The organism is Bradyrhizobium sp. CCBAU 11357, assembly GCF_028128865.1.
In the GTDB taxonomy this organism is placed as follows: domain Bacteria; phylum Pseudomonadota; class Alphaproteobacteria; order Rhizobiales; family Xanthobacteraceae; genus Bradyrhizobium.
This window is the reverse complement of record NZ_LBJW01000092.1, coordinates 44,293-58,906: the sequence shown is the minus strand read 5'-3', so window position 1 is coordinate 58,906 and position 14,614 is coordinate 44,293. Positions and strand designations below refer to the sequence as shown.

General features: G+C 65.3%; 14 protein-coding genes. 2 read left to right on the top strand and 12 right to left on the bottom strand.

Translation table 11 applies throughout. The annotated features are described in order from the left end of the window. Positions 1–96: 96 nt before the first annotated feature. From XI05_RS12935 to XI05_RS12880, 12 genes are all read right to left on the bottom strand, one after another. Positions 97–381 carry a hypothetical protein gene (locus tag XI05_RS12935; protein WP_172785732.1) on the bottom strand — a complete coding sequence of 95 codons (285 nt, stop codon included), beginning with the start codon at positions 379–381 and terminating at the stop codon, positions 97–99. Positions 382–533: 152 nt separating this feature from the next. Beyond that, a complete protein-coding gene (locus XI05_RS12930; protein WP_271502024.1) occupies positions 534–977 on the bottom strand; it encodes a hypothetical protein in 444 nt (147 codons plus the stop codon). Positions 978–1,128: 151 nt separating this feature from the next. Further along, positions 1,129–2,856, bottom strand: coding sequence for a chemotaxis protein (locus tag XI05_RS12925; RefSeq protein WP_271502022.1), 1,728 nt, complete (start codon positions 2,854–2,856; stop codon positions 1,129–1,131). A gap of 5 nt (positions 2,857–2,861) precedes the next feature. Then, entirely contained in the window at positions 2,862–3,953 is a 1,092-nt protein-coding gene (locus XI05_RS12920; protein ID WP_271502019.1) for a protein-glutamate methylesterase/protein-glutamine glutaminase, read from the bottom strand. Between the two features lie 16 nt (positions 3,954–3,969). Next, positions 3,970–4,824, bottom strand: coding sequence for a CheR family methyltransferase (locus XI05_RS12915; protein ID WP_271502018.1), 855 nt, complete (start codon positions 4,822–4,824; stop codon positions 3,970–3,972). A 134-nt stretch (positions 4,825–4,958) separates the two neighbouring features. Next, complete coding sequence (locus tag XI05_RS12910; protein ID WP_271502016.1) at positions 4,959–6,773, bottom strand: methyl-accepting chemotaxis protein; 1,815 nt, start codon at positions 6,771–6,773, stop codon at positions 4,959–4,961. Positions 6,774–6,833: 60 nt separating this feature from the next. Beyond that, positions 6,834–7,322 (bottom strand): chemotaxis protein CheW, encoded by a 489-nt coding sequence (locus tag XI05_RS12905; protein WP_100231558.1) that lies wholly within the window; start codon positions 7,320–7,322, stop codon positions 6,834–6,836. A gap of 65 nt (positions 7,323–7,387) precedes the next feature. After that, positions 7,388–9,085 (bottom strand): methyl-accepting chemotaxis protein, encoded by a 1,698-nt coding sequence (locus tag XI05_RS12900; protein ID WP_271502009.1) that lies wholly within the window; start codon positions 9,083–9,085, stop codon positions 7,388–7,390. A gap of 35 nt (positions 9,086–9,120) precedes the next feature. Then, on the bottom strand, positions 9,121–9,582 hold the full coding sequence (locus XI05_RS12895) for a chemotaxis protein CheW (protein ID WP_172785725.1): 462 nt from the start codon (positions 9,580–9,582) through the stop codon (positions 9,121–9,123). Further along, a complete protein-coding gene (locus XI05_RS12890; protein WP_271502008.1) occupies positions 9,582–11,678 on the bottom strand; it encodes a chemotaxis protein CheA in 2,097 nt (698 codons plus the stop codon). The genes XI05_RS12895 and XI05_RS12890 overlap by 1 nt, the downstream gene beginning before the upstream one ends. Beyond that, positions 11,675–12,040, bottom strand: coding sequence for a response regulator (locus XI05_RS12885; protein ID WP_100231554.1), 366 nt, complete (start codon positions 12,038–12,040; stop codon positions 11,675–11,677). The genes XI05_RS12890 and XI05_RS12885 overlap by 4 nt, the downstream gene beginning before the upstream one ends. Then, on the bottom strand, positions 12,040–12,363 hold the full coding sequence (locus tag XI05_RS12880) for an STAS domain-containing protein (protein WP_271502006.1): 324 nt from the start codon (positions 12,361–12,363) through the stop codon (positions 12,040–12,042). The genes XI05_RS12885 and XI05_RS12880 overlap by 1 nt, the downstream gene beginning before the upstream one ends. Before the next feature lie 242 nt (positions 12,364–12,605). Between XI05_RS12880 and XI05_RS12875 the strand changes: the two genes are divergently transcribed. Together XI05_RS12875 and XI05_RS12870 are read left to right on the top strand one after the other, a co-directional pair. Beyond that, positions 12,606–13,745: an HD domain-containing phosphohydrolase gene (locus tag XI05_RS12875; RefSeq protein WP_271502005.1), complete on the top strand. Its 1,140-nt coding sequence runs from the start codon at positions 12,606–12,608 to the stop codon at positions 13,743–13,745. A gap of 187 nt (positions 13,746–13,932) precedes the next feature. Then, the gene (locus XI05_RS12870) at positions 13,933–14,601 is read left to right on the top strand and encodes a hypothetical protein (protein ID WP_271502003.1); all 669 of its coding nucleotides are present in this window, start codon (positions 13,933–13,935) and stop codon (positions 14,599–14,601) included. Positions 14,602–14,614 lie beyond the last annotated feature (13 nt).

The following is a 14,614-nucleotide window of genomic DNA, read 5'->3' as shown; positions in this document are numbered from 1 at the left end:
ACACCGAGGACTGCCGGACATTCCACCACGAAGCTTATGCTGATTCGGGACAACGCTTGCGGGAATTAGACCTTCGCAAGCGCATCACGCGCCGGCTCAAGCCGCCCCGCGCCTCGTGTGACGCCCGGAGGGAACCAGGAGCTCGGCCATCTGGCGGTGGGTATCGTGCAGCGCTTCAATGGCGCAGTCGAGATCGAAATCCGCCTCGCGAACCGACGCGAAGAACTTGGCCGTCAGTGCCAGATCGAGCTTGACGCGCGTTGCGCCGTCGCGGCTCTTGCGACGATCGAGCGACAGATGGATGGCGCGGTTCCGGGCTTCCGTTGCACCGCAGCCGCAAAGCGCGCCGAGCTCGTCATATGTCATCCAGATTTGAGGCATGTTCTTCCACCACACTCGATCGATCGCAGACTGGATAGCTCTCGCTTCTAAAGGCAGAGTTGCTGCAGCGCGAATTCGAGACAACAACGTCAATGCGATGCTAACCGGGCGGCAGGCGCGAATGGATCTGCGCGGATTGTGCCGATCCGGTTTTACTTCGGCGAACCCGTCGTGAACCGATGCCGCGGCCGTGAACGGCTGTCGAGCCTCTTGGGCAGCTTGTCGGCCTTGAGCTTGACGACCGCGCCCCGGGCGCCGGGAGCCGGCGCCTCTTCCTGGCTGTAGATCAGGGTTACTTCGAACCTCACGTCGGGCGCTTCGCGGGCCGTTCCCGAGCAGGTCGCCATCGCACCGGTATAGACGCCGGAGAGCTCGACCTCGACCTCGTCGAGCCCGAACACGGTCGGCGGCCCGTCCGCATGTCGCCGCGTGGTCAGGACCGCCGTGAAATGCCGGTCGTCCTCGAACTGATAGGAGCCGCCATAGTTGAAGAAGCTGTCGCTGCCCGAGATTCGTCCCTGGGCCAGATGCACGATGCCCGTGCCTTGCGCGTGCGCGGTTCTGAACCACGCCGCGTATTTGCCCTCTTTCAGCATGGAAACATCCACCCGTGATTTCCACGCGTATTTGCAACGAAGCTCGAGGCGCGACAATGACCGACACGGCGAGCATTCCGCCACGGTTAATGCCCTGCAAAATCAATCCGTCAATTGCTGCAGGGCGCGCGAGGCGGTGCCCGCAGCACCGTCAAAACAATTCGATGCCGTCGTCGGCAGCCTCGACGGCCTCGACCCGGCGTGCGGTGGCAACCGAGGTCAGCCCGAGCGTCTGCAGGAACTGGCGGTGGATGTCCCGCTCGCGCTCCATCGTGTAGCGCGCAAACAGCGCATCGAGCATCGCTTCGTCCTGCGCTTGCGGCCGCGGCTTCTGGGCGCCCGCGCTCGCGGTCTCGAGCCGCGCCGCGACCGCGGGCAACGCCGCGGAGCCTTCGCCGAGCGTGCTCATCAGGCCTTGCGCCGAATTCATCAGCCGCTCGAATTCCGCACCTTCATCGACGAGCCGGCTCATCAGCCTGCCGAGCCGTTCATTGCCGGCCTCGACCTCGCGCAGCGCCTGGAGAATCTGCGGCTCGAGCTGGGTGAGCTGGGTGGGATCGCCCTGCACGCGGAGCTGCTTCAGCTCCCTCGCCGAGCGCTCGATACCGTCGAGCACGGGCCTCAAGCGTCCCGCGCCCAGCGAGACCTGGTCGGCGGTGGCCTTCAGCTCGTTGGCGATGACGACGAAGGCGCTGCCGCGGCTGCCGAGATGGCTGGCCTTGAGGCCGGCATTCATGCCGATCAGCGTGATGTCGACGGTCGCCTCGGCGAGCCCGGCGATCGCCTGGCGGAATTTCGTCAGCGTGTCCTCGACGATCGCGAGCGCCTCGTCGACCGAGCGGCCGGCGCCTTCGCAAGTCATGATCAGCGTCGAGGCGTGCGCCAGCGTCTGCTTGATGCGCGCCAGGAACGTGGACGAGCTGCCGTCCTCGCCGCCAAACAACGTGCGGCCGTGGCCGACGACACTGCCCGCGTCGTGCAGGATGGCGGTCAGCGCGCGAACGATCTGGCCGATGTCGCCGCCGAACTCGCGTTGGGCATCCCTGAGCTGGGCCGCCTGCAATTGACAGATCGTGCGCGCGCCGTCCTCGCTCGCGACAGGTTCGGGAACGAGGCCCGGGGCAGGCCCCAAAGCGAGGCTGAGGCCGTGAGCGACATGCTCCAGGCGCTGGCGCGTGCTGTCGCCGGCCTGCAAGGAGATGATCGCGCTGCCGACCGCCTCGGCGATCTTTCTGGTGCTGGCGCTCGCGAGATCGGCGAGATGGCTGCTGCTGCTGCGCTGATCGCGCAATCCGGCATAGGCGGAGCCGAGCTCGGCGCTCTCCGCCGCCAGTTGATTGCGGTAACGGCCCTCGAACTCCTTCTGCCGGCCAGATGCGGTGGCGACCGCCTCGGACAGCCGCTGCTGATCGCGCGCGCAGCCCTCGATCGCGCCCTGCACCGCCTTGCCGAGATCGTAGGCCTCCTGCGTGAAGGCGAGGAAGCCCTCGCGATCCCCGTCGAGCGAGGCCGCCTCGATCCGCGCGCTGCGGGCGATGATGGTGATCATCTGGATGTGCTTGAACAGCGGCTTGAGCAGAGCAGACGCCTCCGCCGTGCTCTTGCCGATGGTCTCGAGCAGGGCGGTCTCGGCCGGCAGCGCCTGCGCCAGCTTGCTGAGCCGCGCAGCGATCTCCTGCAGCGCCGTCGCGGCGCCCTCGATCTCCGCGCCGGAGAGCTCGGCGGAAAGCGCCGCGAGACCCTGGTTCAACTCCTTGAAGATGAGATGGCCGCGTCCGAGCTCGTGGCCGACGCGCGCGAACACGTCCTCGATGCGCGAGGAGACGCCCTCGATCCCTGCGATCGCCTCGGTGAGCGTATTGGCTGGCATGAGCGACATTGCCGTCAGCCTGCCACCGCGGGATGTCCGGCCTGGTACCAGAGCATGATCTCGCGCGGGATCTGGTGCAGCGAGACGACCTTCTCGACACCGCCATGGGCGATGGCTTCCTTGGGCATGCCGAATACCACGGAGCTGTCTTCATCCTGCGCGCGCGTCGCGGCGCCGAGCTTCTTCATCTCCAGCATGCCGCGCGCGCCGTCATCGCCCATGCCGGTCATGATCACGCCGAGCGCGTTGGCGCCGGCATGCTGGGCGGCGGAGCGGAACAGCACGTCGACGGAGGGGCGATGCCGCGACACCGGCGGGCCGTCCTTGATCGCGATCTGGTAGCGCAGGCCGATGCGCTGCAGCAGCATGTGCCGCGCGCCGGGTGCGATATAGGCCCAGCCCGGCAGCACCGGCTCACCGTCCTCGGCCTCCTTGACCCCGATCTGGCAGATGCCGTCGAGACGCTTGGCAAAGGCGGCGGTAAAGCCCGCAGGCATGTGCTGGACGATGAGAAGCGGCGGGCAATGCGGCGGCAGCATCTCCAGGACATCGTTGAGCGCTTCGGTGCCGCCGGTCGATGCGCCGATACAAACGATGCGTTCCGTGGTCGGCCGCACCTTGCCCTGCACCGGCGGCGGGATGATGGCATCGGCGGTCAGCTTCTTCTCGATGGCACGGCGCTCCGCCCGCGGGCGCACCCGCGCGCGCGCAGCCGACTTCACGGCCTCGCGCAGCCGCGTCGAGCATTCGAGCAGCGCCTGCCGCGTGTCGATCTTCGGCTTCGGCACGATGTCGACGGCACCGGCCTCGAACGCCTCGAACATCACGTTCGAGCCCGCTTCCGTCAGCGAGGAGCAGATGATCACCGGGATCGGATGCTGCGCCATGATCTTGCGCAGGAAGGTCAGGCCGTCCATGCGCGGCATTTCGAGATCGAGGATGATGACGTCGGGCAGCTCCTTCTCGAGCCGCCTGGCTGCAACGAACGGGTCGGACGCCGTCGCCATCACCTCGATCTCGGGATCTTCGGACAGGATCGTCAGCAGGATTTGGCGCACCGACGCCGAATCGTCCACGATCAGCACGCGAACTTTCTCCCTCGGCATTGTGGTTGCGCTCCGCCTAGACCTGGAAGATGGTTGGCTGAACCTGCTTCAGCCCGGGCACCGCACTGTGAATCATCGACTCCGAATGCCCGACCAGCAGGTAGCCGCCCGGACGCAAATGGCCGCACAATTGCTCGACCACCTTGCGCTGGGTCTCGCGCTCGAAATAGATCAGGACGTTGCGGCAGAAGATGATGTCGACGTCACGATCGACGGGATAGGACTTGTCCATGAGGTTCATCCTCATGAAGTGCGTCACGCGCCGCAGCTCGGGTATGATCCGCACTTCGCCGCGCGATTTGTCGCGCGAGGACGAGAAATAGCGCTTCACGAACGGCTCCGGCACCGGCGCGAGCACGTCGCGGGTGTAGATCGCCGTCCTGGCGAGGCGTAGCACCGCGGTCGAGATGTCGGTGCCGAGGATACGGTACTGGAAGCGCGAGCCGTTCCGCGTCATGTCGTCCAGCACCATCGCGGTGGTGTAGGCCTCCATGCCGGTGGAGCTCGCCGAGCTCCAGATCTTCAGGTTGGCATCCTTGCGTCCATGCGATCTGAGCAAAGCGGGGACCGCGACGTCCCTCATGAACGTGAAGTGCTGCGGCTCGCGGAAGAAGTCGGTCTTGTTGGTCGTCACCACATCGATGAGATGGGTCAGCTCGGTCTCGAAATGATCCACCTCGAACAGGTTCTCGACATATTCGTTGAGGCCGGAGAAGTTCAGCGCACGCACGCGCTTGTGCAGCCGCCCCTCCAGCATCAGCCGCTTGCCCTGCGGCAACTTGATGCCGACCTGGCTCTCGATCAATTCGGCGATGGTCCGGAAATGGCGGTCGGACAGATGCACGGCCGTATCCTGCAGGGCGGGCATCATGGCCACACCCTCCGGTCCAGGATGACCGCCTGCACTGAATGTAGGGCCGAACGGGCCATCTTGAATCCTACACGTCTACGCAATGACTGAAGACAGATCGGCCCCCAATTGGGAGGCCGATCCCACAAAGACAATCAGCGCTGGAAATCGGCGTCCCGGTCGTCTTCGCCGTCGTTCATGTCGAAAGCGAAGCCGCCGCCGCCGGCGACCTTCAGCGCGCGGGCCGGCTTGGCCTGCGGCTTCTTGGCCGGACGCTCGGCCGCCGCCATGGTAGCCGCCATGGTAGCTGCCTTGGCGCGCAGCTGGTTGACCGCGCGGTCGATCGGCGCGGCCGCCTGGCTCTTTGCGCCCTGCTCGATGCGGAAATAGGCGATGGTCGACTGCAGCTGCTCGGCCTGCGAGGCCAGCTCCTCCGAGGTCGAGGACACCTGCTCGGATGCGCTGGCATTCTGCTGGCCGACCTTGTCGAGCTGCTGGATCGCCTGGTTGATCTGGGCCGAACCGACGTCCTGCTCGCGGCAGGCCGCGGTGATCTCCTCGACCAGCTCAGCCGTCTTCTTGATGTCGGGAACGAGCTTCGCCAGCATCGCGCCGGCCTCCTGCGCGACCTTCAGCGTGTCGGTCGAGAGCGTGCCGATCTCGGCCGCAGCCGCCTGGCTGCGTTCGGCGAGCTTGCGCACTTCGGAGGCGACCACTGCAAAGCCCTTGCCGTGTTCGCCGGCGCGCGCGGCTTCGACCGCCGCGTTGAGCGCGAGCAGGTCGGTCTGGCGCGCGATCTCCTGCACGATCGTGATCTTCTCGGCGATGGTCTGCATCGCGTTGACGGCGCGGCCCACGGCGGCGCCGGAAGCTTCCGCGTCCTTGGCGGACTGCGCGGCGATCTTTTCGGTCTGGTTGGCGTTGTCCGCATTCTGCTTCACGTTGGAGGCCATCTCCTCCATCGAGGGGGAGGCCTCCTCGGCGGACGAGGCCCGCTCGGTCGCACCCTGCGACAGCTGCTCGGCGCTGGCGGAGAGCTCCTGGCTGCCGGCGGAGACGTTCTGCGCCGCGGTCAGCGCTTCCGACACGATCTGCCGGAGCTTCTCGACCATGCGCTCGAGCGCGAGACCCAGCGTGTCCTTGTCCGACAGCGGCTTGGCTTCGACCATGAGATTGCCTTGTGCGATCTCGTTGGCGACCGCCGCCGTGGCATTCAGGTTCACCGTCATCGCATTCAGCGACTTGATGAGGTCGCCGATCTCGTCATTGCCGGAGGACTCGATCTTGCGGCTGAGATCGCCGATCGCAACTGCATCGGCAAGCCCGACGGCCTGCCCCAGCGAGCGGCTGATATTGAGCGCGATCCAGGTCGCCGCAACGGCAGCGATCACGAGCGAGGCGAGAACCAGGCTCATCAGTATGATCTCCGCGCGGGAGCCGTCCTGTCTGGCCTGCTCGGCCTGTTCAGCCATGTTCTTCTTGACGTTCAGGATGTAGGCGTTGGCCGCGTCCAGCGCGTCCGCGACAACCTTGCGGCCGTCATGCATCGAACGATCCATCGCCTTGGCCTTGTCGGTCCTGGCCAGCTTGACCGTCTCGTCCTGATAGGCGTTCATCTTGGAATACGCAGCAGAGAAGCCGTCGATCAGCTTCTTGCCGTTTTCCGAGGCCGCGGCGTGGATTTCCTCCTTGAGCTTCAGCAGCTGCTCACGGGTCTTGGCGAGGTCCGCGACGAACTGGTCATATTCGGCGTCCGAAGCCAGGATGGAGTTCTTCTCGGCGCGAAGCTGAAAGAGGATACCCTCCTTGAGCCCGGAGGCCTTCTCCATGCGGCCCGCGCGGCTCACCAGACTTTCGGTGGTGCCGACCATGTCGGCCAGCTTCATGTAACCGACCGCGCCGGCGATGATGGATAACAGGATGACGACGCCGAACGCGCTGGCAAGCTTGGCTTTGACGGTGAATCTCATGTCAGTCTCGTTGGTTCGAATTGGGGTGCTTACGCTTGACCACGCTTCACTCTTGCAAACTCAGGCGGCGCGAGGCGCGTCCGCACCGGCGTCGCGCCCTTCCGGAATCTTGTCGTTCGCCATCAGCTTGGCGAGGTCGAAGATGACGACGAACTTCTCGCCCTTGCGGCCGATGCCGGCGGCGTAATCGGATTGCCATTTGCCGCCGACCTCGGGGATGGGCTCGATCGCCTGCTCGTCGATGTCGGTGACCTCGAATACGCAATCGGCGACGAAGCCGACGCCGACCAGGCGGTCCTTCATCGGCACGTCGAGGATGATGATGCGGGTGGCTTCGGTGGCCGGCACGCTCGGCAGGCCGAGCTTGGTCCGGAGGTCGACGATCGGATAGCCGCTGCCGCGCACGTCGATCATGCCGAGCAGGAAGTTCGGGGCGTGCGGAAGCCGCGAGATCGGCCGCATGTCGAGGATCTCGCGGACATTGCGGATGCTGATGCCGAACGTCTCGCCGGCGAGCCCGAGCGTCAGATATTGCGAGGTTGCGGCCATGATGCAGTCCAGGGATCCGATGGTTGCAAATGAATGCGGTCCGGCATGAGAGCCGGACCGGCTGATCAGCGTTGGAACTCGGCGTCGCGCTCGTCCTCGCCGTCGTGCATGTCGAAGGCGAAGCCACCGCCACCGGCGACCTTCATCGCACGGGCCGGCTTGCGAACGGGGGCCGGCTTCCTGGTGCCGCGATCCGCCGCCGCCATGTGCGCGGCTTTGGCCCGCAGCTGGCTGACGGCGCGGTCGATCGGCGCGGGCGCAGCAGCTTCCTCCCGCCCGGCATGCTCGATGCGGAAGAACGAGATGGTGGACTGGAGCTGCTCGGCTTGCGAAGCGAGCTCCTCGGAGGTCGAGGATACCTGCTCGGAGGCGCTGGCGTTCTGCTGACCGACCTTGTCGAGCTGCTGGATCGCCTGATTGATCTGGGCCGAGCCGACGTCCTGCTCGCGGCAGGCCGCGGTGATCTCCTGCACCAGCTCCGCGGTCTTCTTGATGTCGGGCACGAGCTTGGACAGCATTTGTCCAGCCTCCTGCGCGACCTTCACGCTCTCGGTCGACAGCGTGCCGATCTCGGCGGCCGCGGCCTGGCTGCGCTCGGCAAGCTTGCGCACCTCGGAGGCGACGACGGCAAAGCCCTTGCCGTGCTCGCCGGCGCGCGCGGCCTCGACCGCGGCGTTGAGCGCGAGCAAATCGGTCTGCCGCGCGATCTCCTGCACGATCGTGATCTTTTCCGCAATCGTCTGCATGGCCTCGACCGCGCGGCTCACCGCAGCGCCGCTGGCTTCCGCGTCCTTCGCCGACTGACCCGCAATCTTCTCGGTCTGGTTGGCATTGTCGGCGTTTTGCTTGACGTTGGACGCCATCTCCTCCATCGAGGACGACGCCTCTTCCGCCGAGGAGGCCTGCTCGGTCGCGCCCTGCGACAGCTGCTCGGCGCTTGCCGAGAGCTCCTGGCTGCCGGCGGAGACGTTCTGGGCGGCTGTGAGCGCCTCGGATACGATCTGCCGAAGCTTCTCGACCATGAGGTTGAGCGATTTGACGAGATCTCCGATTTCGTCGTTGCTGCCGGTGTTGATGGTCTGGCTCAGATCTCCCGCCGCGACCGCGCCGGCGAGACCAACCGCGCGGCCAAGCCCGCGGGCGATGCTGACGGAGATCCAGACTGCGGCGATGATGCCGATCGCGAGCGAGCCGAGAACGAATGCGATCAGCATGAACTGCGCTCTGCTGCTCTCCTCGCGGGCATGGGCCGTCTGCTCGTCCATCGCCGTCTTCACGTAAGCGATATAGGCCTCGGCAGCCTCCATCGATTCCCCAACGGCGCTGCGGACGGACGTCATCGACAGCTCCGTCGCCTTGACCTTGTCGGTCTTCGCGACCTTGAGCGTGTCGTCTTCCACCACGTTCATGCGGGCGTAGGCGGTGCCGAACCGTTCCAGAAGCTTCTTTCCTTCCGGCGTCGCCACCGCGTAAATCTCGTCCTTCGTCTTGAGGACACCACTGCGCAGTTTGGCGATCTCCGCGAGGAACCTCTCGGATTCCGACTCGGGCACAAGGATCGCGTTCTTTTCCGCGCGGACCTGGAACAGGATGCCTTTTTCAAGGTCGGCGGCATGCGCTATTCGTGAAGCACGCGAGACCAGCCCCTCTGCGGCGACGATCATGTCGTTGAGCTTCACGTACGCAACGCCGCCTGCGGCCATGGACAGCACCAGGACGACGCCAAACGCGCTTGCAAGCTTAGCCTTGACCGTAAATCGCATGTGCAGCCCCTCAATCTTTGCGATTGGATTTGCTTTCAATTCAGAATGCGTTCCATGTTCGGAACGATGACGAACTCTTCACGCCACTTCGCGATGAAGCGGATGAATTCCGGCTTCCAGTGCATGCCGACGCGCGGCGTCTGCTGCACGTCGGTCTGCGAGATCTCCGTGACCTCGTAGACCTTGTCGGCGGTGACGCCGACCAGAACCGGCTCGCCGTCCAGCTCGAGCTCGATGACGACGATGCGCGTGTCGGCCGAGTTGTCGAGCTGCGGCATGCCGAAGCGAATGCGCAGGTCGGCGAGCGGAATGACGTTGCCGCGCACGTTGATCACGCTGGGAACGAAGGCGCGCGCGCCGGCCACCTTGGTCACGGGGACGGGATCGATGATCTCGCGCACGAGACCGGCGTCGAGTGCAAACTTCTCCTCACCGAGGCCGATCATCACGACCTGCATCGCGCCGGACTGATGCTCGCCCGCCAAACCGTCGTTCATCACGCCGCCTCGCTGATATGCTGCTTCTCGACCTTCGACTGCGCCATTGCGACGAGCTGCGCGACGTCGAGGATCAGCGCGGCCGTGCCGTCACCCAGAATCGTCGCGCCGGAGAAGATTGTGACGTCGGAGTGCAGCTTGGAGAGCGACTTGATCACGGTCTGGTGGTTGCCGATGATCTGGTCGGCGACGAGGCCGACACGGGTCTCGCCGGTCGAGATGATGATCGTCTTCTGATGCCGGTCCGGCGCGCCGGAGGCGGCCATCAGCTCGCGCAGGCGCAGGAAGGGCACGAGATTGCCGCGCACGTTGAGGAAGTTGCGGCCGCGCGAACGCTCGTCCTCGGCCGTCAGCTCGACGCATTCCTCGACCGCCGACAGCGGAATGATGTAACGGCCTTCGCCGACGCGGATCAGGAGGCCCTCGATGATCGCGAGCGTGAGCGGCAGCCGCAGCGTCACGGTGGTGCCCTGGCCCGGGCGGGTCGACAGGTCGATCGAGCCGCGCATGTTCTCGATGGTGCGCTTGACCACGTCCATGCCGACGCCGCGGCCCGACAGCGCCGAGATGGTCTGCGCGGTCGAGAAGCCCGGGTGGAACAGGAATTGGTGAATCTCGTGATCGCTGAGCACGGCACCGGCTGCGATCAGCCCCTGCTCTTCCGCCTTCGCGCGGATGCGCGCGGTATTGAGACCACCGCCATTGTCCTTCACGGTGACCAGCACCTGGGCGCCGGAATGCACGGCGGCGAGCTCGATCCGGCCCTGCTCGGTCTTGCCACTGGCGGCGCGCGTGGCGGTGTCCTCGACGCCGTGGTCGATGGCGTTGCGGATCAGATGCACCAGCGGATCGGCCAGGGCCTCGATCATGGTTTTGTCGAGCTCGGTATCCTCGCCCGAGGTGACGAATTCGACCGGCTTTGACAGATCCCGCGACAGATCGTGCACGAGGCGGCGGAAGCGGCCGAACAAGGAGCCGATCGGCACCATGCGCGCACCCATCGTGGTGTCGCGCAGGGACGAGGCAAGGCGCTCGATCTCCTCGGCGATCATCTTGATCGAGAGATCGGAGCCGGAGGCGGCGAGCTGGGTCAGCCGCGCCTGGGCGATGACGAGCTCGCCGACGCGGTCCATCAGCTCGTCGAGGCGCTCGGCCTGGACGCGAACGGTGGCGATGCTACGCTCTTGCTTGGCGTCCTCGCGGCGGGCGGGTGCCGCCTCGCGCTTGACCTCCGACTTGACGTCCGGCTTGACGTCCGACTTGGCCTCGAATTCGGGCCCGGCCTTTGCGGCGGGCAACTCGGCGACGGCCTCCACCACGGGCGCAGCCATTTCGGCGATCGCCGGCTCTTCGTCGAGCAGCTGGAACAGCGGGGCCGGCGCGGGCGCTTCGACATGCTCCAGAGGCGAGAGCGTCAGCTTCATCTCGTCCTCGACGAACATGAAGACGTCGGCGATCGCATCCTTGTCGCAGGCCGCGTGCAGCTTGACGTCCCACTTCAGATAGCAGTCTTCCGGATCCATCTCGTCGAGGAACGGGATGCCGTCGGTGACTGGCACGACGAAGCAGGGACCGAGCTTGCAGAGGTCTTCCAACAGGTCGAGCGGATTCGAGCCGTTGCGCAGGATGTGGGATTCGAACTCCAGATAGAGGTGCCAGCCGGCCTGCTTGCTCTCGGCAGGCGCCAGCGGAGGGGCCTCGACCTCAAGGGCGACGGGCATGTCGGCCGCGACGAAGCGCTTGAGGTCGTCGAGGATGGCTTCGCCGATGATGTCGTCGGTCGACTGCGGATCCTCGATCAATGCGCGGATGTAGTCCTTGGCGGCGAGCGCGACCGAGATCAGCTCCTGCGTCGGCTTAATCTCGCCCTTGCGGACGCGGTCGAAGGCGGTCTCGAATTCGTGGGTGAAGGAGGCGACCTTGTCGAAGCCGAACATGGCGCCCGACCCCTTGATCGTGTGCAGGGCGCGGAAGGCGGAATCGACCAGCTCGCGGTCGTCGGGACGCTGGCCGAGATCGAGCAAGGCGCCTTCAAGAACTTCGAAGAGCTCGCTGGCTTCCTGACGAAAGACCTCGGTCGGGTCCATTGCGCTCATGTGCGCACCAGCTTGCCGACCACGGCGAGCAATTGTTCAGGCTTGAAAGGCTTGGTGATCCAGCCGGTGGCGCCGGCGCTCTTGGCTTCCTGCTTCACCGTATCGTTGGATTCGGTGGTCAGGAACACGATCGGCATGCCGACCGCACTCGGCAGCTTGCGCAATGCGCGGATCAGCTCCAGCCCGTTCATGACGGGCATGTTGAGGTCGGTGATGACGAGGTCGAGCTTGCCGGCCTGCGCCTTGGCGAGCCCTTGCGCGCCGTCGCCGGCCTCGATCACGTTGTGACCGGCCGGCTCGAGCACGACCTTGATCATTTGCCGAATGCTGGGAGAATCATCGACGGTCAAAATCGTGGCCATCAGGTGCCATCTTTCTTTTGCGGGAAATGCTGATCGATCATCGCCTCGCTGGCGAAGCCGGCGCGGCGAAGGGTGTTGCGCAAAGATTGTGAAAAGGAGGTCAGGACCACCGGACGGCCCTGGGCCTCGCCGGTCTTGGCGGTCGACAGCAGAAGCTGGATCGAGGTCACGTCGGCCTTGTCGACGCTGGAGCAGTCGATCTCGAGCCGCTCCTGGCGGCCGAATGCCTCGCGAATGAGATCATAGACATTGCGGATCGCCGCAATGCTGCAATCGGCGGGCAACCGCAACGACCACTTCGGCTCCGTGGGATTGAGCGACATCGCTGCATCCGCCTTTGCTAAAATTCCACTACTCGTTTGACGCGAATCCGGTGAGCAAACTCCTAACGCGGGTATCCGTACAACTACGGGTCACATTTTTCCGGAATTCGCGCAACCGCATGCAGACGTGCACAACCTGCCACATTGTGGGCTGGACACGCACATCCGCGTCGAATTTGCTTGGTGTTAAATCCGCTTCGGTAATGGTTTGGGTTCGTGCCTTTGCCAGCGAACGGAGCCCGATGCTCACCCAAGCGCTCCTGGTTGACGACAGCCGCTCCGTCCTCAACTTCCTGAAACGCCACATCGAGGCTGAAGGTCTGGTCGAGGCCACCACCTTCCTCGATCCTGTGGAGGCGCTGGCCTGCGCCCAGGAGCGCGCCTTCGATCTGGTGCTGGTCGATTACGAGATGCCGCACATGGACGGCATCAGCTTCATCCGCACCTTCCGCAGGCTTCCCGGCCGCGCCGACATCCCGATCGCGATGATCACCTCGCGTCAGACCGATGACGTGAAGATGGAAGCGCTGCAGGCCGGTGCAACCGATTTCCTGCCCAAGCAGCCGCAGAGCGTCGAGATGACGGTGCGCCTGCGGAATTTGGTTCAGCTTGGTGCAGCCGTACGCAAGCTGAACGACCGCGCCGCGCATCTGGCCAGCGAAGTCGCGGTCGCGACACGAAAGCTCGGCGAGCGCGAGGAGGAGATCATCCTGCGGCTCGCGCTCGCGGTCGAATACCGCGACAACGACACCGGCGAGCACACGCTGCGGGTCGCTCGCTACAGCCGCATCATCGCCGAGCAACTCGGCCTGCCGGCCCGGCTTTGCCGCGACATCTATCTCGCCGCCCCCCTGCACGACGTCGGCAAGGTCGCCATTCCCGACAAGATCCTGCTCAAGCCGGGCAGGCTCACCGAGGCGGAGATGGCGGTGATCCGGACGCATGCGACGATCGGCGAGCGCATCCTGGCCGATTCCAGCTGCGAGTTGATCCGGCTCGGTGCACAAATTGCCGCAGGCCATCACGAGCGCTGGGACGGCGCCGGCTATCCGAGCGGCCTGAAGGCGGATGAAATCCCGATCGCCGCGCGCGTGGTGGCGGTCGCCGACGTCTTCGACGCCCTGACGACGCGGCGGCCGTATAAGGAGCCGATGCCGCTCGAGGTCGCGCGCGGCTACCTGGTCGAGAACGCGGGGCGCCAGTTCGATCCGGCCTGCGTGACGGCCTTCCTGTCGCGCTGGGACGAGGTGGTCGAGATCGCCGGCGCTCCGCGAACGATTCCTTTGCCGAGCGCCGAGGCCCTTCTCGCTCCCAGTCAGGAGAGTGCGGCGGAAAGCTCTTCAGACGAGGACACCCCGACCGAGGCCGTCCCGACCGCCTGAGCCGATCAATCCGCCAACATCTTGCCGCGGCTTGACATTTTTCTCCGGTCGCCGGCTTGAACCTGTTCCTGCTAAAGTGGCACCAAGACCTATGAGTGATTCTGGTCACACTTGCCCCGGCGTCCTGCTGCTAGGCATCGAACCAGGACGGGGCACCAGAGCATCGTCGAATTGGATGAGAATTCCCATGAAAAGCCTGATCGGCGCCTGTGTCGGCGCATTCTGCCTTGCGGTCCCCGCTTTGGCGGAGACTCCCGCTGCGATCGTCGAGGACGTCCAGGGCAAGGTCGACGGCATCGCGTTCATGGACTACGTGGCGCCAGGCAAGATCATCAAGCTCGGGCCCAAGGCGAGCATCACGCTCAGCTACCTGAAATCGTGCCAGCGCGAGACCATCAGCGAAGGAGTCGTCCTGGTCGGCGCCGACCAGAGCACCGTGCAACTGGGCGAGGTCAAGCGGGAAAAGGTGCCGTGCGATACCAACGCGGCAAAACTGTCGGAGCGCGAAGCGAACCAGAGCGCCGCGACGACCTTCCGCACCATGCGCTCGGACGCCAAGGGCGGGCCGGCCAAGCTGCCGACGCTTTACGGCGTCTCGCCACTGGTGCAAGCCAAAGCCGGCGGCACGCTGGTGATCGAGCGCACCGACGGCAAGGAGCCCACGATCAGCGTACCGCTCAAGAGCGACGCCATGGTCGGCGGCAAGTTCTATGATTTCGCCAAGACCGGGAAGACACTGACCCCGGGCGGCAGCTACCTCGCCATTCTCGGTGCCAAACGCTACACCTTCCAGATCGACGCCAGCGCCACCTCCTCGCCGACCCCGATCATCGGCCGCCTGCTGCGGCTCGAATAGGCGGACCTAGCGA

Excerpts from the sequence above, each read along its gene's own strand:
- XI05_RS12935 (WP_172785732.1), bottom strand. The coding sequence starts at position 381 with ATGCCTCAAATCTGGATGACATATGACGAGCTCGGCGCGCTTTGCGGC.
- XI05_RS12930 (WP_271502024.1), bottom strand. The coding sequence starts at position 977 with ATGCTGAAAGAGGGCAAATACGCGGCGTGGTTCAGAACCGCGCACGCG.
- XI05_RS12925 (WP_271502022.1), bottom strand. The coding sequence starts at position 2,856 with ATGTCGCTCATGCCAGCCAATACGCTCACCGAGGCGATCGCAGGGATC.
- XI05_RS12920 (WP_271502019.1), bottom strand. The coding sequence starts at position 3,953 with ATGCCGAGGGAGAAAGTTCGCGTGCTGATCGTGGACGATTCGGCGTCG.
- XI05_RS12915 (WP_271502018.1), bottom strand. The coding sequence starts at position 4,824 with ATGATGCCCGCCCTGCAGGATACGGCCGTGCATCTGTCCGACCGCCAT.
- XI05_RS12910 (WP_271502016.1), bottom strand. The coding sequence starts at position 6,773 with ATGAGATTCACCGTCAAAGCCAAGCTTGCCAGCGCGTTCGGCGTCGTC.
- XI05_RS12905 (WP_100231558.1), bottom strand. The coding sequence starts at position 7,322 with ATGGCCGCAACCTCGCAATATCTGACGCTCGGGCTCGCCGGCGAGACG.
- XI05_RS12900 (WP_271502009.1), bottom strand. The coding sequence starts at position 9,085 with ATGCGATTTACGGTCAAGGCTAAGCTTGCAAGCGCGTTTGGCGTCGTC.
- XI05_RS12895 (WP_172785725.1), bottom strand. The coding sequence starts at position 9,582 with ATGAACGACGGTTTGGCGGGCGAGCATCAGTCCGGCGCGATGCAGGTC.
- XI05_RS12890 (WP_271502008.1), bottom strand. The coding sequence starts at position 11,678 with ATGAGCGCAATGGACCCGACCGAGGTCTTTCGTCAGGAAGCCAGCGAG.
- XI05_RS12885 (WP_100231554.1), bottom strand. The coding sequence starts at position 12,040 with ATGGCCACGATTTTGACCGTCGATGATTCTCCCAGCATTCGGCAAATG.
- XI05_RS12880 (WP_271502006.1), bottom strand. The coding sequence starts at position 12,363 with ATGTCGCTCAATCCCACGGAGCCGAAGTGGTCGTTGCGGTTGCCCGCC.
- XI05_RS12875 (WP_271502005.1), top strand. The coding sequence starts at position 12,606 with ATGCTCACCCAAGCGCTCCTGGTTGACGACAGCCGCTCCGTCCTCAAC.
- XI05_RS12870 (WP_271502003.1), top strand. The coding sequence starts at position 13,933 with ATGAAAAGCCTGATCGGCGCCTGTGTCGGCGCATTCTGCCTTGCGGTC.